General features: G+C 59.6%; 19 protein-coding genes. 15 read left to right on the forward strand and 4 right to left on the reverse strand.

All coding sequences use genetic code 11. The features are described from left to right. Positions 1-9 precede the first annotated feature (9 nt). A complete protein-coding gene (locus SH292x_RS09120) occupies positions 10-1,095 on the forward strand; it encodes a hypothetical protein (RefSeq protein WP_442485291.1) in 1,086 nt (361 codons plus the stop codon). Here the strand turns inward: SH292x_RS09120 and SH292x_RS09125 are convergent. Then, positions 1,040-1,789 carry a hypothetical protein gene (locus SH292x_RS09125; protein ID WP_442485292.1) on the reverse strand — a complete coding sequence of 250 codons (750 nt, stop codon included), beginning with the start codon at positions 1,787-1,789 and terminating at the stop codon, positions 1,040-1,042. The genes SH292x_RS09120 and SH292x_RS09125 overlap by 56 nt on opposite strands. 147 nt (positions 1,790-1,936) lie before the next feature. Between SH292x_RS09125 and SH292x_RS09130 the strand changes: the two genes are divergently transcribed. Continuing rightward, positions 1,937-3,787, forward strand: coding sequence for a hypothetical protein (locus SH292x_RS09130; RefSeq protein WP_442485293.1), 1,851 nt, complete (start codon positions 1,937-1,939; stop codon positions 3,785-3,787). 266 nt (positions 3,788-4,053) lie between these two features. Here the strand turns inward: SH292x_RS09130 and SH292x_RS09135 are convergent, their stop codons facing one another. Further along, a complete protein-coding gene (locus tag SH292x_RS09135) occupies positions 4,054-4,248 on the reverse strand; it encodes a hypothetical protein (protein ID WP_442485294.1) in 195 nt (64 codons plus the stop codon). A gap of 261 nt (positions 4,249-4,509) precedes the next feature. Here SH292x_RS09135 and SH292x_RS09140 point away from each other — a divergent pair, with 261 nt between their 5' ends. Beyond that, a complete protein-coding gene (locus tag SH292x_RS09140) occupies positions 4,510-5,628 on the forward strand; it encodes a lipid-binding SYLF domain-containing protein (protein ID WP_442485295.1) in 1,119 nt (372 codons plus the stop codon). A gap of 19 nt (positions 5,629-5,647) precedes the next feature. On the opposite strand, the gene SH292x_RS09145 is transcribed toward SH292x_RS09140, so the two are convergent. Continuing rightward, complete coding sequence (locus SH292x_RS09145; RefSeq protein WP_442485296.1) at positions 5,648-6,907, reverse strand: PQQ-binding-like beta-propeller repeat protein; 1,260 nt, start codon at positions 6,905-6,907, stop codon at positions 5,648-5,650. Positions 6,908-7,180: 273 nt separating this feature from the next. Here SH292x_RS09145 and SH292x_RS09150 point away from each other — a divergent pair, with 273 nt between their 5' ends. Then, a complete protein-coding gene (locus SH292x_RS09150; RefSeq protein ID WP_442485297.1) occupies positions 7,181-8,650 on the forward strand; it encodes a porin in 1,470 nt (489 codons plus the stop codon). A gap of 227 nt (positions 8,651-8,877) precedes the next feature. Then, a complete protein-coding gene (locus tag SH292x_RS09155; RefSeq protein ID WP_442485298.1) occupies positions 8,878-10,080 on the forward strand; it encodes an AAA family ATPase in 1,203 nt (400 codons plus the stop codon). On the opposite strand, the gene SH292x_RS09160 is transcribed toward SH292x_RS09155, so the two are convergent. Further along, entirely contained in the window at positions 10,027-10,749 is a 723-nt protein-coding gene (locus SH292x_RS09160; RefSeq protein ID WP_442485299.1) for a response regulator transcription factor, read from the reverse strand. The two genes, SH292x_RS09155 and SH292x_RS09160, sit on opposite strands and share 54 nt — an antisense overlap. Before the next feature lie 202 nt (positions 10,750-10,951). On the opposite strand from SH292x_RS09160, the gene SH292x_RS09165 reads away from it, so the two are divergent. The 10 genes from SH292x_RS09165 (at position 10,952) to SH292x_RS09210 (ending at position 20,693) form a co-directional block, all read left to right on the forward strand. Next, positions 10,952-12,301 carry a CpaF family protein gene (locus SH292x_RS09165; protein ID WP_442485300.1) on the forward strand — a complete coding sequence of 450 codons (1,350 nt, stop codon included), beginning with the start codon at positions 10,952-10,954 and terminating at the stop codon, positions 12,299-12,301. A gap of 32 nt (positions 12,302-12,333) precedes the next feature. Beyond that, positions 12,334-13,242, forward strand: a complete 909-nt coding sequence (locus tag SH292x_RS09170; protein ID WP_442485301.1) for a type II secretion system F family protein — start codon at positions 12,334-12,336, stop codon at positions 13,240-13,242. Between the two features lie 9 nt (positions 13,243-13,251). Beyond that, a complete protein-coding gene (locus tag SH292x_RS09175) occupies positions 13,252-14,175 on the forward strand; it encodes a type II secretion system F family protein (RefSeq protein WP_442485302.1) in 924 nt (307 codons plus the stop codon). 2 nt (positions 14,176-14,177) lie between these two features. Continuing rightward, on the forward strand, positions 14,178-14,600 hold the full coding sequence (locus tag SH292x_RS09180) for a TadE/TadG family type IV pilus assembly protein (RefSeq protein ID WP_442485303.1): 423 nt from the start codon (positions 14,178-14,180) through the stop codon (positions 14,598-14,600). Positions 14,601-14,649: 49 nt separating this feature from the next. Beyond that, positions 14,650-15,081 carry a TadE/TadG family type IV pilus assembly protein gene (locus tag SH292x_RS09185; protein WP_442485304.1) on the forward strand — a complete coding sequence of 144 codons (432 nt, stop codon included), beginning with the start codon at positions 14,650-14,652 and terminating at the stop codon, positions 15,079-15,081. A gap of 26 nt (positions 15,082-15,107) precedes the next feature. Continuing rightward, positions 15,108-16,862: a pilus assembly protein TadG-related protein gene (locus SH292x_RS09190; protein ID WP_442485305.1), complete on the forward strand. Its 1,755-nt coding sequence runs from the start codon at positions 15,108-15,110 to the stop codon at positions 16,860-16,862. 5 nt (positions 16,863-16,867) lie between these two features. Continuing rightward, entirely contained in the window at positions 16,868-18,202 is a 1,335-nt protein-coding gene (locus SH292x_RS09195) for a sensor histidine kinase (protein WP_442485306.1), read from the forward strand. 17 nt (positions 18,203-18,219) lie between these two features. After that, the gene (locus tag SH292x_RS09200) at positions 18,220-19,230 is read left to right on the forward strand and encodes a response regulator (RefSeq protein ID WP_442485307.1); all 1,011 of its coding nucleotides are present in this window, start codon (positions 18,220-18,222) and stop codon (positions 19,228-19,230) included. Between the two features lie 42 nt (positions 19,231-19,272). Then, a complete protein-coding gene (locus SH292x_RS09205; protein WP_442485308.1) occupies positions 19,273-19,668 on the forward strand; it encodes a response regulator in 396 nt (131 codons plus the stop codon). A 332-nt stretch (positions 19,669-20,000) separates the two neighbouring features. Continuing rightward, entirely contained in the window at positions 20,001-20,693 is a 693-nt protein-coding gene (locus SH292x_RS09210; protein ID WP_442485309.1) for a hypothetical protein, read from the forward strand. Position 20,694: the final 1 nt, after the last annotated feature.

The raw sequence follows: 20,694 nt of genomic DNA on the forward strand, positions 1-20,694 counted from the left end.
GTCGATGCCATGAATACTCGCTTCCACTATTTCACGTTGCTCGCCCTGGGTGCCTGCGGACTGCTGACGCTCGTGTCGGGATGTCAGTCGATGGGCAAGAAGATGGCCGCGGCGAATCCGATGAAGTCGTGGAACGAGGAGGAAGTCGAGATCGACGTTCCCGATCGCGTGGTCTCGACCTGGACCGAAGCGGTGCTTCATAAAGACGGGCAAGGCACGCGTGGATTCGGCGGACGCCTGTTCTTCTACAATCGCAAATCCGACAAACCGATTCGTGTGGCCGGCCAGTTGGTGGTGTACGCGTTTGCCGAAGATGGTCGCGAACAGACCGACAATTGCCCGACAAAACGCTACGTATTTCCGCCGCAGCAGCTTGCCAAGCACGAGAGCAAGGACGAGGAGGCATCGGAAATCGGTGTGTCGTATAGTGTGTGGCTGCCGTGGGATGCCGCAGGTGGACCACAGTCGGATATCAGCTTGATCGCTCGCTTCGAGCCCATCCAGGGGGGCGGGCTCATCGTGAGCGAACAAGCGCGTCAGCGTCTAACGGGGGCGGTTCGGCAAGAAACGATGTTGGCGAAGGAGCCAAAGGAATCGCCCATCCAGCGGACTTCGTTCAACTCCACACCGGAAGCGAGCCAAGCCACAATCGCAAACTTCGAGCAGCCCCTCGCCGAGCCAGCGAACAAGCTGGGCGTAACGGCCACTACCATCGCTCTACCCGGCAGGTACGCGGCTCCGTCGTCGATTGGCACGGGGACCAAGCCACAGCAGCCCGGGAAGGTTCACACCAGAACTCTGCCCGCAACTATCCCAAGCGCACCGGTGACGGTGCCAGCGATGAACAAGCCGGCAACGACGGTGCCGGCCAGCGCGGCGATCGTGCCACCGGGGATGATGACCGAGAATCGAATTCCTTCCGCGGCTTCTCAATCCTCAGCGCCGGTAATGGGATCGGCCTTAATCACCGGCGGCGAGCAGGCTCCAGGCGAACCAGCCGCCTTCCAGCCAACACCGATGGGCACCTCGGTGAAGATGCTCACTCCTGGGGAGTCGGTACGGCAATCGCTTCAGCCACGGTCATTTGGTTCGTAACCGTCAGCACGCCTGGCTGCTGAGAAAGTAGTTGCGAGACGAGCATCTGCTCGAAGTCGTCCTTCGCCACTCCTGTGACAATGACATTGCCGCTGTTAACGGTGAAGTCGAAGTCGGAAATGGCTCGCTCTTCGAGCACTTTTGCTAGACGCTGCGTGAGCGCCGTCGCCATGGGGCTCGTGGCGGCATCGGGAACTTCGAAGCCGATGCGAAGTTTCACGCGGACCTGCTGCTGAATACTATCAGCACCCTCGTTGGCGTCGCGCCCGCGATTGCTATTCTGATTGCCGCGCTGCGAGCGGTTATTGGCTTGCTGGCCTTGGCGGCCCATTGCTTCGAACATGGCCGTGACTTCAGAGCTATCGCGGCCGATGAAGGCCCCCTGCTGCTGACCGCCGGTACCAAAGCCTGTGGCTCCCATGCCGCCCCCTTGGCCTCCCAGGCCCTGGCCGCCGCCCATGCCGCCCATTCCGCCGGCGCCCATGCCACCCCCTGCCCCACCCATGCCACCGCCGCCCATGCCACCCATTCCACCATTGGAGAAGGCGGCGTTGCCAAAACCGAGGCCGCTAGTGAGGTTCGAGCCGGTCGGAGACTGGCCACCCCCGCCCATGCCTTGGGCCGAAGCGTGCTGCTGCAGGGCGAGCAGGGTTAGCAGGGCAAATGCGGCGGTTGTCCAAGATTGGAGGTTCATGGCCGAAAAACTCCCAAGTTCGCGGAAACTGCGGGCTGCCGACGGGGGTATCCCCAGCAGGGCCGTTGCGGATGCAGTATAACGTATCCATCGGCTCCCCGACCAATTGTTGCCGCAACCTTGTCGATCGCCAGGAATGCCTGAAGTATGAAACTCCGCCAAACTGTGCCGGTTCTCCTTATTACCGCAACTCTACTGCCCGCCCTCCTTGCTAGCGGGCAGGAAGAGCCTCGCCCTTCGGCAATGCGGTTATTCCCGCACGAAACGCTGATGTTTGTCCGCGTTGCTCATGGCCGGGAGCTGCACGAGCGGTTCCGACAGACCGGTTTTGGGTCGATGCTTCAGGACCCTGACGTTTCGCCCTTCGTCGAGGACACCTTGGCCCTCGCCGGGCAGCAGTTCGACGAAAACGCCCCTGAGGACGCGAATATCAGCTGGGAGGATCTATCGCGGATCCCCAAGGGTGAGGTCGCGTTTGGCGTGATCGACCGGGGTGAGGCCGAGATGGGAGTGCTGTTGCTCGCCGACTTTGATGGCGAGCAGGACGATCTCGATTTCTTCCTCGAGCGCCTCGACGAGCGCTGGGAGGCCGAAGGCATGGTGGTCGAAGAGATCGACGTCAACGGCGACACGCTGACCGTTGTACGTCAGGGTGACGATCGTAGCTCGTCGTTTGGTTACCTCGTGAAGGCAGCTTGCATCGTTGGCAGCAACGACGAAGCGCTACTTCGCCACGTACTAGACCGCTGGGCGGGTCGCACACCAATCATCGAAGCCGCCGTCGAGGACGAAGATCAGGTCGAAGCCGCCGACGCGGGCGCGCCGCTTCGCGGCGAGCAACCCCTTGCGGATAACAAGAACTTCCAGACCATTCTGCGTGAGTGCAGCACCCAGCTCGAAGAGCCACCACAGATTGTGTTCTACATCGATCCGATCGCCCTGGCGAAACGAGCGTTCCGTGGCAACGCGGGGGCCACGATCGCCTTTGCAACATTCCCGGCGTTAGGTCTCGATGGAATACTTGCAGCCGGTGGCACAATGACGTTCGCCACCGAGAAGTGGGACATGGTGTCCCACCTTCATCTGCTGCTAGGGCACCCACGATCGGGCGTGCTGACCCTGCTGCGGTTCAAATCGGGCGATGTCACCCCGCCGAGCTACGTCCCCGCCAACGTCTACGGCTATTCAACCACCTATATGGACGCGCCGGGCGTGTACGAGCGGTTGGTGCAGCTGGTCGATCAGTTCCGCTACGAAGGGGCGTTTGAAGAGTCGATCGAGAGCAACATTTCTGACAACCTCGGTATCGACTTTAAAGAGGTGGTGATCAACAACCTCGCCGGCCGCGCCACACTGGTCACCAGCTACGACGAGCCAGCCCAACCGCGGGGCGAGCAACGTGCATTGTGCGTGACGTTGGTGGAGCCGACTCTGGCCGCGAAGGCGCTCGACAAAATTGCTGAAAAGTATCCGGACAGTATGGAGCTGCGCGAACTGGGTGGCGTGTCCTACTACCTCCAAACGCCGTCCTTTGCGCGTGATCGTCCTGAGGAAGAACGGATGTTTACTCCCTGCTTCGCGATCGTCGACGACACGCTAATCCTCTGCAGCTCGCAGTCGATGTTTACGGCGATGATCGAGGCCCATCAAGATTCTCGCCCGCGGCTGGCGGATTCCGTGGAGTTCAAGGTAATCCAGAGCCGAGTTGATCGCCTCACTCGGGGGCAGGAACTCGCGATGTTCTACTACGAGAACGCGGCCGAATCGATCAAGCACTGGTACGAAGTGTCGCAGTCGGACACGGCTCGCGATGGTCTGGCAGCCCTCGGCGAAAACTCGGGGGCCGCGGCGGGATTTCTCGACGTCCTGGAGCGGAACGAGCTTCCACCGTTTGACGTAATGCAGCGCTACTTGGTGCCGACGGGTGGCTACCTGATCGATACCGACACGGGCTTGCACTTCATGAGCTTCAATGTCCGCCGCGAGGAATCGGAGTAGTTTAGGCGGTTTCATCGTTAGTTCGGCGTGTCTGCGAGCGATCACGGGATGTGATGGGCTGGGGTGGACTACAATCCCGGTGGCGAACTCGTCACACGCGGGGCGTGCGAGGTCCGCTTCAACTGCTTGATCCGCTCGCGCTGCTGGGAAGTGCCGATCTGGAACGAGGTGGAGTTCGACGTGCGTGACAACAGGCCGAAGGAGCCGAGGTGTTCTCTGGGAACATCCAGCTGGATTCGCTCGAGAATTGATTTCCCGTCCAGCGATTAGCGATCCACGTCCGGTTTCGCATTGCCGGCCGCATCGTAGCGGTTGTAGGCGAAGTAGATGAAAACGCCCGGCAGCACCGGTAGGAACACGAGGTAGTAGACCGTGACCAACCAGGCAAGGCCCACGATGATCACTAGAAACACGATCCACACCCACCAGGTGTCGCGCCACAATCCAAGCAAAGGTCCCATAGTCGTCGACTTCGAAGTACACAAACTGCCCGGCCCGCCCTGCCGATCTGCAAGGCTCTATTATGCCATCGGCTAAGTGACTCTGTTAGGGCCAAATTGTTCGCAAGATTCGGCGGTGTCCTAGGGGGAAAGCGCTCCTCTCAGCAATTTCCAGCTGCAAAGGCTGAGTGACCGGAAGGTTCGATATTGACGCCCGGTGGCGGGGTGAACCATAACTTGGGCTGCGGTGCTCCCCTCTCTCGACACGGAACGTCCAACATCATGATACGACCTGCTAGCATTTACGTTCATTATGCGTCTCTATTTCTAGGAGCCGCCTGCGTCTTGGTGACGAGCACACCCGAGTCGGTTGCCCAAGTGCAAGTCGTTTCGCGCGAAGATCAAATCGTGAGCGCTTCGATTCAAACGCTCAACGAGGTCATGGCGATTCCCGCGCAATCGATTCCAGCGAACTTGCTCGCGGGTGCCGAAGGCGTGGCGATTATTCCGAACGTGGTCAAAGGGGGATTTATTCTTGGCGCGCGATTTGGTCGTGGCGTGATCCTAGTACGCGACGAAAATCGCGGCTGGCATGCGCCGCTTTTTATCACGTTGACAGGTGGCAGCGTGGGTTGGCAAGCCGGTGTGCAGTCGACGGACGTGGTGCTCGTCTTTCGGACTCGCCGGAGTATTGATGGCATTCTCACACGCCGGTTCACACTTGGCGTCGACGCCTCGGCGGCCGCAGGACCCGTGGGTCGCCAGGCTTCGGCGGCGACGGACATTCAAATGCAGTCGGAGATTCTCTCTTACGCGCGAAGCCGTGGACTGTTTCTCGGTGCGTCGCTCGATGGTTCGATGATCGAAGTCGACCAAATGGCGAACGCATCGTACTATCGCAGCCCCGCTCCCGGTCAGCCCGCGGTAGTGCCGCCGATGGCGATCCAATTGGTGCAACTAGTGGCGTCGTTAAGTCCGCCGACCGGCGTTCCGGTGGACCCCGCCACCATTCCGCCGGCCACGCAGCCCCTCGCAGCCCAGCCCGCCGTCCCCGCCGGTACGCCGCTCCTGGCGCAGCAATACTCGGCTCAGGAATCGGACGTACTACGCGATCAGCTTAGCAAAACATCTCCGGAATTGTTCGAGCGTTTAGATCCGGCCTGGACTAGTTTCTTGGCACTACCGGCCGAGGTCTTTACACCGGGAGGGCACCCTCCGCTTGAGGCAATTGATCAGAGCCTGGCTCGTTTCGATATGGTGGCCACCGATCCGCGCTATCAGGCGCTTAATTCGATGCCCGCGTTTCAATCGACGTATGGGTTGCTACGCCACTACGCGAGTACGCTTCGCGCTGCCGACGTGATTCCGCAGTTGCCGCCGCCGCCGGTGCTGCCGCAATAGTATCGAGTACTGCGTGGTTTTATTCTTCGATGCAATACAAATGCTCTTCGCCGCGCAAGAAGAGTTGATTGTCAACTGGTGCGGGGGTGGCGTCGATCACTTCGCCAATACGGTTCTCGGCGACGGGTTCGAAAGTCTCCGAGTCGCGTAGCACTACCGTCGTCCCATCGCGATCGCTTGCGTAGAGGTAACCACCCGCAGCTATAGGCGAGGCGTAGGTAGTTCGCAGCCCCGTGCGTTTGCCGGCGTAGTGAGGTTTACCCGTCTTCGAGTCGAGGCACGTCAAGATGCCCGTCTTCGCTTTGAAGAAATAGAGTCGGTCCTCCGAGAGCAGCGGCGAGGCGATATCGGGCGTGTCGCGGTCGTAGGTCCATAGGACGTTGGAGGTTCCTTCGATGTCCCCTTCGCCTCCTAGACGAAACGCGCCGAGGAACGATCCGCGGTGCCCGCTGGTGATGAACACCACGTCGTCCTGCACCACAGCGGAGGCGACCGGCCGCTCGGTTTGGCCACCGCACCGCCACAGTTCTTTGCCCGTGCTGAGATCGCAAGCCCGGGCGTAGTTCTGGCCGTTCATGATGATTTGCTGCTGCCCGTCATGGGCGACGATGAGCGGGGTCGACCAGTTGGTGGGTTCGTCCCGCTCGACTTCCCAAACGATATCGCCGGTGTTCTTATTGAGTGCAAATAGTTTCGAGGGACCTTCGTGATCCCATGGCACGACGACCTTGTCTCCCGCGATCGTGGGCGAGCTACCCTCGCCGAACTCATTCCGCGTCTGCATGTCGCCCAGGTCGCGATTCCACACTGGCTGGCCATCCATCGTAAAGCAATGGATGCCCTGCGAACCGAAGTGGGCAATCACATGCTCGCCGTCGGTGGTCGGTGAAGCCGATGCGAAGCTGTTGGTTTCGTGCGTCCCTTCCGGCGGTGTCGCGGTGGCGGCGGTCTTCTGCCAGAGAATGTCGCCTGTCGCCCGATCGAGGGCGTAGACTACGAAGTCGTATTGCTGCCGACTCGTTGGCGAACCACCTTGTTTGGGAACGCTGGAGGTGACAAACACCCGGTCGCCCCACACCACGGGCGAACTGGATCCGCGGCCCGGAATGGCGACCTTCCATTTCACGTTCTTGGTGTCCGACCACTCGGTGGGTGGCTTTGCAGTGCTAGCGACTCCGTTACCGTGTTCGCCGCGCCAATGTCCCCAGTTCTCAGCTGTGGCAGACGTAGAAAGGCAGGCAAGCACACAACTGGCAAGTGCGGTACGAACAAAAGTCATGGGAATGTTCCTGTTTTTTGTGAGGTTCGGGTCTCTTGGACCGTCGCATGTCATCTTAATACCGGACCGCTGTGTCCGAGATTATACAAAACCCCGCTAGTGCCGTGGGGTGCTGCAACTCGGTCGACGAGGGAAACTTTGCGGGCACCGGGGAGTCTGCGGGCAAATCCGCTGGTTCGTTGTCGATAAGATAGGAGTGCGCGGCGAGGGACCTGCCGCGAGTTGGCTATGGCTTAAAACGACACGGACGTCGTGAATTCGCACCCCTTCAAAATGTGCCTTTACGCGCTGACGCTCGCGACGAGCGGCTGGCTTACCGGAATTGCGCACAGTCAGGGGCCATTTGAAGAGACGGAGTGGGGCCAACGCGGTGGGGGATTTGGCGAGCTCTCGTCCCTCGCCGTGGAATCTTACGACGAAGAGGAGCTTCGTGTCTCTGAGATTCTCCCAGGCAACGAACCGGTCAACGACCAAGCCGTGCGACCGCTGAACTGGATTCTCCCGGCCCAAACGCAGGAGTGGACGCCGGGCTACGAAGTGGGTGCCGAGTTCGACCGCGGCATCTTCATTCGCTCGACCGATCTCGAAGAACGCCCGTATTCGCTGTACGTCGGAGGCCGGATTCAACTTCGATACATTGGCTTTACGCGCGACGAAGAAACATGGACCGATAGCGCGGGAATCACGCGCCCTATTCGCAATCGCAATCAGTTCGATTTGGAGCGGGCCCGGTTGAACTTTAGCGGCACCGCGATTGACCCCGACTTGACGTACATGGTGGTGCTCGACGCCGACGGGGATGGCGGGTCGCTCACCGACGGGCTGATCTTCTACTTCAACTACGAATTTGATCCGGCCTTCAACGTCCGCGTGGGGCGATGGAAGACGGCTTCGTCGCGCGAGTGGTTGCTCTCTTCGCGGCATTTGCGTCTCGCCGATCGTTCGCTCGCCACCGAATTCTTCCGCGTTGGTTTCAGCGACGGTATTTGGTTTCTGGGCGACTTCGAGTTGCTCGGCGTCGATGGATGGCACTACGAGACCTCGCTGACCAATGGTCTGCGAAGCTCGACCCGCGAGTCGGCAGACCTCGACGACAATCTCGCCGTGGCCGGCACGATCTTCTGCGACCCGCTCGGTGAGTTCGGCTTCGGCGAAACGGACTTCCAGAATCACGATACGCCCGTCGTGCGATTTGGTGGCAGCTTTGCGTACGACAAGTCCGACGATCGCAGCGACGCCGGCGTGACGTTCGTGCTCGGCGATAACAACTTTGTCCGTCTGAGCGATGGTACGCTAATCAACGAGACCGGTGCTTTGGCACCGGGCGTGACACTTTTGAGTGACCGGATAATCGTCTCGTCGCTCGATTTCGCGGCGAAATACCGTGGGTGGAGCTTCAGCAGCGAGTACTTCATGCGGTCGATCTTCGACCTCACCGCTACGGGCCCGCTACCAATGAACGATCTCTACACCTACGGATTCCGGGCCGAAGCGGGTAAGTTCATTGTGCCTCAGAAGTTCGACATCAATTGCCGCATGTCCCAAGTATCGGGCATGTACGGCAATAGTTTCGAGTACGCTTGCGGGCTGAACTACTATCTCGGATGCGAAACCGACATCGTCAACAAGCTTACGTTTGATGTCTCGCGGATTAAGCACAGTGCCGCCGAGAGCACGCTCGCCGATATTTACGCGGGCGACGATGGCGTGCTGTTCCGCGGGCAAATCCAGCTCGGCTTCTAATCAACAGCACCCCCCTGCCCTCTCGCGGTATCGGCTCTAGTTGTAGGGATTTCCTTAACTTGCTTTGCGGTTGTGCAGTCGACCGCAAAGTAGAGTTGACCATCTGGTAGGGGATCGACTCCGCTCACGGGAGCAGCGAATTCAACAAGTCATCCCTATTGGATTGCCACGGAACTTGATAGACCACCACCGTTGTGGCGGATCGCAGCGCTAGAAGTCGCTCGCCGATGAAAGCCAAAATCATTACTGACAGTCCAGAACTCGCCACGAGGCTGCGCCAAGTCTTGGGGCAGTTGCCGACGAGCGAAACACGGCTCGACGTTTCGGAAGCCGCGCTCAATACCATTGAGCCGCAGATGTTGCTCGCTGCTGGTGGGATGTTGCTTTTTGGTCTGTCGCAAATCGACGCGCCACGGCTGGAATGCCTTCGGCAAGTACGGGCGACGGTGGGCCGTGACGCCACCGTAGTGGTCGTTGCAAAGACAACGGACAATCAGACAATCCTCAGCACGATCCGTGCAGGGGCAACTGATTTTTTGATGGACGACGAGGGCCTGCCGAAGGAACTGGGGCATTTGATCCTTCGGACACGGGCCGACGGGCAAGCACGGGCGTCAAAGGGGCAATCGACGCTCGTGCTGCCCACTTCGTCACCGAGAGACTCGGCCTGGGTAGCCGCCAACCTAGCGGCAGCCCTCGCCAAAACCTCGCCGCCTTGCGCCCTGGTCGACCTGCACCTGAGCGGTGGCGACATGGCCATGCTGTTCAAGCTGACGCCGCGGCACTCGATCATCGACTTGATAACGCAGGAGCATTCGCTCGATCAAATTGTGGTCGAGCAGGCGCTTGCGATTCACGAGTCCGGGGTCCGGGTACTCGCGGGCCCGATTACACCCGTCGAAGAAGGGGTGCTACATGCCACGGCGGTGGCGAGAGTTGTTGACCTGGTTAGGCACTCGCACTCGCAGGTCTTGTTGAGCGTCGAAAGCATCCGCCACGCGCTACCAGTACTGGCCTCAGGGTGCTGCGAGCAGGCCCTGATTGTCATGCACCTGGACGTTGTGTCCCTTCACCGTACGAAGCAACTGGTCGACCAATTGCTGCGGCAAGGCGTGCGACGCGAGCAACTCCACGTGGCCGCGATTGGACTCGGCCAAGCCGGGGCGTTGTCGCCAGCGGACGTCGGCCGTGTGCTCCAGGTGGTGGACGTTCAAGGCGTACCCAACGACCTGGAGTCGCTTGTATGCTCAATCAACCTTGGGAATCCACTTGTTCTGGAGTTCCCGAAGTCGAAAACTTCGCAAGCGCTGCTGCGATTGGCTGAGAGCATGTCCTCGGCCAAGGGTGAGTCTCGCCCCGTCTCACGCTTTGCCAGTCTAGGGTTGAAGGCCAAAGAGGCCTTGGGGCTCTTTGCGACTGCCAAGATGTAAGTAGTGCCTTAGGCGGCAGATGCCCGCTGAGTCTTGTCGGCGCCGCATTCCCGGCGTGTGAATCAGTGCGTAGCTGGTGATGACGCGAACCAGTTGTGCTACCGACTCGACTTGCAGCTTACGAGTCACACGGCTGCGATGAACCTCAACCGTCTTCTCGCTAATGTTCAGTCGCTTGGCAATCTGCTTGGTGAGCGCGCCATCAACGACCATCTCCATCACTTGAAGTTCGCGCTGCGTGAGCGAACGAATTCGGTCGGAGACATTGGAGGTAAGTTCATCCAGTTCCTGGATGTTCTGCGACTCCCGGCACGCTACCTGAACGGCCTTTAGTAGCTGCTCGACTTGGAAGGGCTTCTCTAAGAAGTCGATGGCCCCTCTTTGGAGGGGCGCCACTGCCGTGGAGATACTGCCATGTCCCGACATGAGTATGCACGGCGCTTCGTCGCCTGCGTCGCGAAGCGCCTGCCAGAGCCCGAGTCCATCCATCCCAGGGAGCTGCACATCGAGCACAAAACAGGCGAAAATGCCTGGCTTGTAGTCATGAAGCAACTCTTCCGCGTTGTCGTACGCTTCGACGAAGTACCCTTCGTTCGTCAGGAGATGAAACAGCGAGTCACGCACTGGCTGATCATCGTCCACCACACATATGCGCAATACATTTTGCATCCGTCTGCCCTCCGATGCGAGTAACTACAACACATATCGTAGCAACCGCAGTCGCGGGTTCAGTCGCGCCTATCGGAATGTCGGTGGCGCTACCTGATATGGGATAAGGAAACCCCCAACGCTCGACAGCGGCGACCGTCGCGCGGCGTAACGTTGCTAGAACGCCGAGTGTCCGGTGTCCCCTTCTAGCGAGTGGTACATCATGCCTTCACCCTATGCAACGCCAACACTTCGCGATGAGGGAAGTCGTGACCAACGGTTTCAGCAACTCAAGACGCAGTTGCACGAGCAGTTGGTGCGCGAGATGGACTTTGCCGTGATGCGATCCGTCGAATCAAGCGTTCTTCGTCATGAATTACGCCGTGGTGCCGAGCGACTGTGCAGTCAGCACACCGACTTGCTGACCCAAGCCGATCGGGATCGTCTGATTGACGAGCTGATCAATGAGATGATGGGGCACGGACCGCTGGAGCCGTTAATGCACGACCCCACGGTGACGGACATTCTGATAAATGGCCCCAATTGCGTGTACGTCGAGCGTCGCGGAAAGCTTGAACGCACAGGCATCAAGTTCCGCGACAATAATCACCTAGTCGAGTTCGTACAACGAATCGCCAGCCAAGTGGGCCGCCGGATTGATGAAGCCAGCCCGATGGTCGACGCCCGTTTGCCAGACGGAAGTCGTATCAATGCGGTGATCAAGCCACTGGCGCTCGATGGCGCCCTGGTGTCTATTCGGCGGTTTTCGGCCCGGCCGTTGTCGGGCGAGGACCTTGTAGCCCGCGCGACCGCGACGCCACGAATGATGGCATTCTTGGCGGCGTGCGTGAAGGCTAGGCTGAACATCGTTGTCTCGGGGGGAACCGGAAGTGGTAAGACGACGCTACTCAACGCGCTATCGGCCTTCATCCCTGAAGACGAACGAGTCGTGACCATCGAGGACGCCGCGGAACTTCAACTGCAGCAGCCTCATGTCGCCCGCATGGAAACGCGAGCCGCGAATCTAGAGGGCAAGGGAGCAACGTCGTCGCGTGACTTGCTCCGCAACGCCCTGCGAATGCGACCCGATCGCATCATTGTGGGTGAATGCCGTGGTGCCGAGGCGTTCGACATGCTCCAAGCCATGAATACGGGCCACGACGGAGGCATGTCAACCATTCACGCCAACGACGCCCGCGACGCGCTGAGTCGACTGGAGATGCTCATCGGCATGGCTGCACCGGAGCTGCCGATGTGGTTTATCCATCGCCAGATAGCTGCAGCCATCCATATTGTGGTGCAGGTGGCACGGCTGCCGGGGGGCGAGCGAAAGATCATTCAAATCGCCGAAGTCACCGGCATGCAGTCCGACGCGCTCAATATGCACGACGTGTTTCGATTCCAACAGCGCGGGCTCGATGACAACCAGCGAGTGCTGGGGCATTTCGAAGCCACGGGCATCCAGCCACAGTGCCTCGAACGCTTACAGGCGTGCGGAGTGGTGGTGCCACGTAGTCTGTTCGAGTCGGGCATCTGCGATATTGACCGCTTCGATTGCGTTAGGGGGCTGTGATGGAACTATCGTGGTCCTGCACTCTGATCGCAATGGCGTTTGCATTGTTATGCGCTAGCTTGGCTGCGCTCGTTTACGACGGCTACCTTCGCTACCGCCTTGGCGTGCGGCAGCGGCTTAAGGCGATCGCGGGCGACGAGGGTTCGGGAACCGTATCGTTGTTTAAGGACTTACGGCGGTTCGACCGGACGGACGAGGAGGATCATCAAAGCTGGCACGATTGGGCTCAGGTGCAACTCGAGCTTGCCTGCGTTGGAGGTTCGGTATGGAACTTCGCGGCGTGGTGGGCGGTGCTCGTTGTCGTGATGGGGTTAGTCGGAGCTTGGTGGTCACTGTGGTTAGCGGCTGCCCTGGCGGTGCTGGCGGCCGTGGTGCCCTTCATGGTACTCCGTACGAGGCAGGTCCGCTCGCACCGCATCTTCGTGCGGCAGCTTCCCGAGGCTTTCTCGACCATCAGCCGGGCGGTGCGGTCGGGACAAACCATTTCTTCGGCCATGCAAATTATCGCCAACGATTTCCCCCCGCCACTCTCGACTGAGTTCGCCCGCTGCTACGAGCAGCAAAACCTCGGCATCACGCGTGAGTCCTCCCTTCGACAACTCGCGAGGCGCAAGGGAATCATGGAACTGCAGCTCTTTGTGGTGGCCTTACTCGTTCAAGCGCGAGCGGGTGGCAATCTGGTCGAGTTGCTCGACAACCTCGCCAACATGATTCGCAAACGGCTAACGTTCCGCGAACGCGTGCGGGCGCTCACGAGCGAAGGTCGGATGCAGGCCGTGGTGCTGCTTGTGCTTCCCCTGCTGACGTTCGCCGGCTTGCAGCTGCTTGCGCCCGACTACATCGGAACCTTACTTGAGCGGCCCTGGGTGCTGGCTGGAACGGCCGTCGCGCAGATCGCCGGCGTGCTTTGGATTCGCCAGATCGTCAGCTTCGAGTACTAGGAGCCTATCATGCAAAGCATCACCCCGACTCTGCTGTCCGTTCTGACGTTCATTGCGGTGGTTGCTGGCATCTACGGATGCATGGGCGTTGGGCGTTCCTACCGCGGATGCGTACGCCGTCGTGTAGAAGCGATCGGAAGCGCGGGCTCTACGGCGCTAGATGTGGACGCGACGCCGCGGATGGCGACGGAGGTTCATGGAATACTGCAGCGTTTGGGGCTCTACGGGGGCGACCGCCGCTCGGGATTGATGTATCGGCTCGCGGAAGCCGGCATCTATTCGCCGGGGGCGCACTACAAGTACCTGCTTGCCAAAGTCGTCTGCGGCACCGCGTTTGCGCTCGTTGGCGTGTTGCTGTATATAACGGGGCTGCTACCGCTGCATCTAGCGTTGTCCGCGGGGTGCTTGTTCGCGTGCGTCGGCATGATGCTGCCCTACATGTGGCTCGAGCGGGCGATCACACGCCACCGCCGTGAGCTGCAGTACTCGCTACCCGACTTTCTGGACATCATGACGATTTGTTTGGAAGCGGGCTTAAGTTTGCAGGACACGCTACGCCGAGTCGGCGAGGAGCTGCGGCTGGCACACCCCACGCTTGCGAATGAGCTTCGGATCGTGCAGCGCGACATTGAGCTGGGGGCGACCGTGGATCAGGCGTTAAAACGTTTCGCGACTCGATCGCGATGCGATGGCATTCGCACGCTGAGTGCGTTCATACGCGAAGCCGGACGCTTTGGCACCAATATAGCCGAGGCTCTTCGTGGCCACGCCGACATGCTGCGGACGCAGCGCGAGCAAGCCGCGGAAGAAAACGCTCAAAAGGCGTCGGTGAAGATCCTGCTGCCGACTTTACTGCTGATCTTTCCGGCGATCTTCGTTGTGCTCGTGTTTCCGGCGATCATCCAGATTCAAGTTGCCTTCGCGAGCCCCTAATCATGCAGATCAACAACCAACGCCGAAAACGTGGCGCGGCGGCGATCGAGTTCGCTTGCACGCTCCCGTTGCTCTTGCTACTCGCGCTGGGGGCGTGCGACTTTGGACGCATTACCTACTATCACCAGTACGTTACCGCCGCCGCCGCGACGGGGGCGGTGCGGGGCGCGACGCAGCAGTTCACAGACTTTACGCAGGGTGTGTGGCAAGACTCGGTGGAGGCTGCGGTGGTCGAAGCAATGAGTCAGATTCCCCAGTTCGACGCGGGCGACCTTGTCGTCGACATCACAACTAGCGCTGGACCTGGCGACATGGTGCTGGTGTCGGTGGACGTGTCGTACCCGTTTCGCACTGCGGTTAGTTGGCCGCTGTTGCCGAGTGAGGTCACGCTTCGCCATCGGTCGACCTTTGGGCAGTTTCGCTAGGCGTGTGATAAGTATGATTGCAATCCTCACAACTCGAACAGGAAATCGCATGCGGCGCGGAGTTGCCGCGGTGGAAGCGGCGCTGACGCTCCCGGTGCTGTTCTTTGCGCTGTTGGCAATGCTCGACTTGGGGCTTGCCGCGGTGCGATACAACGCACTGGGCGACGTTGCGCACCGTATCGGCCGCCAAGTATCGCTTCGCGGGACATTAATGGGCGAAGTAGTAACGTCTTGGGGACCACAGGAGTTCGACGGAACGTTGGCCGACTCGGCCGTCGTGGTCGCCGAGTTGAGTCACGCCATCCCGACCATGCAGCCCGATGACGTTCGTGTTCGCGTCGTGTGGCTCGATGGTGCGAGCGAACCTAGTAATCGGGTGCGAGTGGAGGTTCGCTACGACCACTCGCCGCTGGTTGCGGGATTGATGCCGTGGGGCACGTTGTCTCTTGAAGCCATTACCACTTTGCAGGTCGTCAACTGAACCTACAAGGTCACGGAGCCTGTCGCATGCGTCGCCCGTACTTACGCAATCGCCGCCAAGGAAAAATCTTGGTGCTGCTATGTCTATTGCTTCCCACGCTAGTCGGCGTGGTGGGCCTAGTGATTGACAGCGGGATGATGTTCGATCGCCGCGAGCAGCTCCAAGGAGTGGCCGACGCCGGGGCCGCGGCCGCCGCATTTGCGCTGATGCAGGGAGAATCACCTACGACGGCTGTGGCTATGGCCGAAAGCATGGTAGCCGCGTCGAGCCAGACGGCGGCCGCCGTGACCGTGAATATTCCACCACTGACGGGAAACTTCGCTGGTCTGTCCACCCACGCCGAAGTGATTGTCAGCACGAACTACGCACCCGGTTTCGCACGGTTCGTGCCAGGGACACGCCGGGTCGAAGCTCGCTGCGTGGCAGGTGCTTCGGACGCCACCGCTGGGGCAGCCATCGTGGTGCTCGATCCGAATCCGGACAATTTATCGCTCGGAGGATTGCCGGAGATTCTGTCGAACATCAGTGTGAGTGGCATCGCGAATTCGGCAGTCCCACAGACAGGGGTGACGCAGCTTGTGGAATCGGTCCCATTGCTTGGCAACGGACTCTCACAAATTCTGACCACCTCCCTCGAGCAAACGCTGTCATCGACGCTGCTAACGGTCCTCAATCAAGTGACTTCCAGCATCAGTCTCACACCGCTTCCGTCATTGGTTGCTGGGCTTGAAGTAGAGGGCGCTGGCAGACTCATTGTTCAGGGCGCGGTGCTTGTGAATACCGGTTGGGGAGGCTTGGATCAGCACAGCAACTTGGTGGGTGACGGCCCCGCACCGCCGTGGGGAGTGGCGTGCATGCCGATCTTGCCGACGACGCAGATTCAGGCCGAGGGCATCCGCGTGGTGGGGGGCGTCGACCATCCGGAGATGTACGTCGCGCTTAGTCAGGGAGCACCGAAACCATTGCAGGCAAACCGACTTCCCGTGCCCGACCCGCTGGCATCGCTCCCTGTTCCGTCACTGGCCTCTGACAGCGCGAATGTTATCGCAACTGCACATGACCCAGGCCACTCGATACGAATCGCAGTCGCTCCCGCCCACGCGTCGGCCCTGCTGACTGACTTGTTTAACAGCCTGTCGTTCTTACTCAAGCCACTACTGACTCCGCTATTAGGTGATTTGACGGAGCTGTTGTGTGAGCCAACGCTCGAGCCTGGCGTGTACGATTCGATCACCGTAATCTCGCGACTAGGCGGCGCAAGATTCGAGCCGGGGGTCTATGTCATTCGTGGCAAAAGCCCGGCCACGCAGATGTCGCTTTGCATTCTTGGTCCTGTCCAGGCCGAAGGCGTGATGTTCTATATCACCGACTCTGCCGGATTCAGTGCGAGCACAGGAAGCCCCGACACAACGGGCGATCCGGAAGCTAGTCCTCCCAGCGCGCTCCCCGGTTTACTTCCAAGCACGTTGATTGCCATGCTGCTTCCGGGTGGAGCGCTGACGGGGCTTAACGATGCGGGTAGCCCCTTCGATGGCATGCTGCTTTACCAGCGGCGGCAAGATCGTCGGCCGATCATTCTCGAAGCCCAACAACTCTTGGGCGGTGGCGACATCACGGGGACGATCTATGCCAAGTGGGGCCACGTGACTTTCGTCGGCGGGGCGGGGACGTACGACATGCGTTTCGTGGCGGGGACCATGCGGGTGGTCACGGTTACCAACACGGTGATCGCTCCCACCACCTTGCTCGCCCCGGCCCGCGATGTACTCCTCTTCGAGTAAGCACTATGAAAAAGCTTTTGCAACTACCACGCGGGCTCGCCCGCTGGGCTGCGCGAATACGTTCTGGCATGACACGCCGGCAAAGTCGCGATGCGCGACGACTTGCGGCGATCGAACAGACGCTCGGCCATGGCGTTGTCTGGGTCGATCGACATTCACGTATACTGCGCTCGAACCATGCGGCGAATCAACTGTTTGGATCAAGTGGCGGGCTGTCCGGCAAGAGCATCGCCCAATTCTTGAAGACGAGCGACTACGTGACGCTTGACGTGCGAATCGCGACGCTCAGTCGAACCTTGGGAGTTGATCGCAATGCGCCACGGATCTTGGGGACTGTGCTCGACCAGGGGCGTGAGACAGTCCCCGTCCGGATTCTACTGCAAGGCCTACCGCACTCGCCCGTCGGTGAATGCGTATTGGTGATCGAAGATTTAACTCGCGAGCAACAAGTCCGGGACGAGCGCGAGCGATACGCCCAGCAGTTGCTGCTGACCAAATCAGCTCTTGAGCGTCGCAATCATGAGCTCGAGTCGACGGTAGAGCTTCGAACCGAGCAACTCCAAACTGCCAAGGAAGCGGCGGAGCGAGCTAGCTCCGCGAAGTCAGAGTTTCTGGCGAACATGTCGCACGAGTTCCGCACGCCACTGCACGGCATCTTGAGTTTCGCGCGATTCGGGCAGCAACGTGTCGAATCGGCCGAACGCGTTCGATTGTCAGGATACTTTGATAACATCCACGAGTGCAGCACCAACCTGCTGTACTTGGTGAATCAATTGTTAGACCTCGCCAAGCTTGAGTCCGACGGCGAAGAGATTTGCGCGGGCATGTCCGAGCTTGGAGCAACCCTTCGCCGAGTTACCAACGAGTTCTGTGGCATGGCGGAAGACAAGCGGTTGGTGATCAAAGTGCTGGCGCCTACGGGCGAGGCGATGGTGCCAGTCGAGGGCGAGCGGCTTGCCCAAGTGCTTCGCAACTTGCTTAGCAACGCGGTCAAGATGACTCCACCCGGTTCGACCATCACGGTGGGCATTGAGCAATACGATCGCCAAGTGCTGACCTACGTCGAAGACGAAGGTCCCGGTATTCCGGCCGAGGCACTAGAAACCATTTTTGAACGATTTGCGCAAGCCATGAAACCCAAGGGCCAGACCAACGGCACAGGGCTCGGTCTAGCCATTTGTCGCACGATCGTCGAACGGTGCGGCGGGGCGATCTGGGCGGAGAACTGCGCGACCGGCGGTGCGAGGTTTACCCTTTCACTGCCTCGCGTAACACTCGCCGGCAATGAGGACCTGGCACGGGCGAGCATTGAGCTTCCAATCGAGCTATCTAGCAATTGACCGAACACGGAATGACCATGAACAGTTCTCCTACAATTCTGGCGATTGACGATAGCCCGGTGAATTTGAGCATCCTGGCCGAAACGCTGGCTGGCGACTACTGCGTCGAGCTCGCCACTTCTGGCATCGACGGGTTGGTGATGGCGCAGCAGTCGCGGCCCGAGGTCGTGCTGCTCGACGTCAAGATGCCGGGGCAGTCCGGCTACGAAGTGTGTCGGCGGATTCGTTCGACCCCCGATCTGCGGGACTGCCGCGTGATCATGGTGTCGGCGATGTCGTCGCTCGTCGATCGCCTACAGGGGTACGACGCTGGTGCCGACGATTATGTTACAAAGCCCTTCGACGAAGAAGATCTCCGCACCAAGATCGAGTTCGCTCTGCGAACTAAACGTCTCGGACAATCGTGTGGTCCCGTGGGCGATGCCATCGCATTTGTCTCGCAACTTCGAGACGAGGGTATCATCGCCGATCTGGAACTTGCGCGCAAGCTTACCGGGCTAGTTGCTGAGTCGCTGAAGGAGACGCGGTACGGCAATCAAATCGATCAGCGGTTGCTCGACGACCTTCGTTACGCCAGCGTACTTCGTGACGTTGGGATGCTGTCGATACCGCTCAAGCTCCGCGATCACCGTGGCCCGCTCGATCTTTACCAAATCGATAGCCTGAAAGAGCACACCTTGGTTGGATTTCACCTGTTGCGGCGGCTAAGCCAGCAGTTTCCGGAAATGACCAGCCTCGCCGTAGCGGCGGTGGTGGCTCGGTCGCATCATGAAAACTTCGATGGATCCGGCTACCCAGATGGACTTCGTGGCACCGAGATTCCACTCGTAGCTCGTTTGATGCGAGTGGTGGACGCTTTCGAAGCAGAATTGCTGGCGGGCTCTTGTGAAGAGAACGATCGATTGGAAGCAGCGGCCTCTAGCGTCCGCCGGCAAGCACGATGCTTAGACCCCGCGATCGTCGAGGCACTGGAGAGTGTATTGCCTCAGTTGCAAGGTGCTACGTGTTCCACAGGTCCTGCCGCCTGATGGCAAAGTCACCGCCTATGTATTTCATCCCCGAGTACTCGCATGCCAAGACGACGCAAGATCCTTGCTGTGGACGACAATCGCATGAACTTGGCAATTCTTGAGGAGTTGCTCTCCGACGAGTTCGACTTGCGATGCGTCGAGACCGGCGGCGATGCCATCGCAGTCGCCAAGGCCTGGGAGCCCGATGCCGTCCTGCTCGACGTGATGCTCCCAGACATTGACGGTCTCACGGTTTGCACTCGACTGCGCCATGATCCGGCCCTCAGGCACACGGTCATCGTATTCGTAACGGCCAAGGCGCTCGAGCTCGATCGAACTTCTGGGTTCGCGGCAGGCGCTAAAGGTTACCTGGCAAAACCATTTGATGGAGAGGAGTTACTTGAGGTCTTAAGTTGTCTTGGTGTATCAGCAGTTGGAATGGCTAAGACTTCGTAGCTAAGGGAAACCCCAGCCAAGTCCGATTGCATCGCCAGAACCTCGAAGTTTAGCCAGATTTCTATCCGCGCACGCGTCGTTCGCTCGTGACAGCGCGTCCTATGCTTTGGCGTCCGACCGACTATCCAACGAACTACCTCACTCGCCGCCGACGGATTGGGCCAGGGGTGCCCAAGCAGTCGGTCGGCAGGCGAGGCTTCACCGAGAGTGTCGCAGCGATGGCGAAGTGGATACGTGACTTCGCCATAGCGCAAAGGTAACTATCAGCGTAAATCGGAAGTCGGCCTCCATCCATTTGAGTGCGGAATTTCTCCACTAACAGCAATATTGCCATGTACCCTAGTGACGATTCGCAACTCGAGTCCTGGGCGCGGTACGCCCGGGCACTCGGGCACGCTTCGGCCAACGTCGTCCACGAGGTCAATGCACCTCTAGGAGTGGCACTAGCGCGCGTGCAACTGGCGATCCGACTTCTGGACCAGCTGCCATGTGACCAAGCGGCTGCACTCGACGAACAACTTCGTGGGTGCGAAGCAGCGATACGCTCGTCTGCCAATGTGGTTCGTGACCTCAACTATCTCCGCGACGATCTCGTTAGCAACAACGATTGTGCATCCGCAACTCATGTGTTAAACGCCGCGTACCAACTCGCGCTCCTCGACGCAAACCAAGCCGGTTGCGAGTTAATCATCCAGTTGCCTGAGCAAGAAGTTCAATTCGCAGGTCATCCACAGCACCTACTGGTTCTGCTGCTTGAACTCATCTGGGGGCGGATAAGGCAAAATGCAAGGCACATCGCGGTTGAGCTGGAGACGGCCTCCGCGGATGAAGGGACTTCGCCGCGTATCGTGGTTATGTCCGACCTAGATGAGTTCTATGACGTCGCCACGCAGTCGTGGCTTGAGTCAGTTGCATCGATTTGCAAGACAAGTATTTCGTGGCGACCAAGTCGCCGGGGCACCGCGTATGTAGTTGCTCTGAATCTGAACAACCAAGAAAGTTCTTTGCTACAAGGTGCAAACTAAT

Source organism: Aeoliella fuhlenseeensis (assembly GCF_052161615.1).
Classification (GTDB): domain Bacteria; phylum Planctomycetota; class Planctomycetia; order Pirellulales; family Lacipirellulaceae; genus Aeoliella.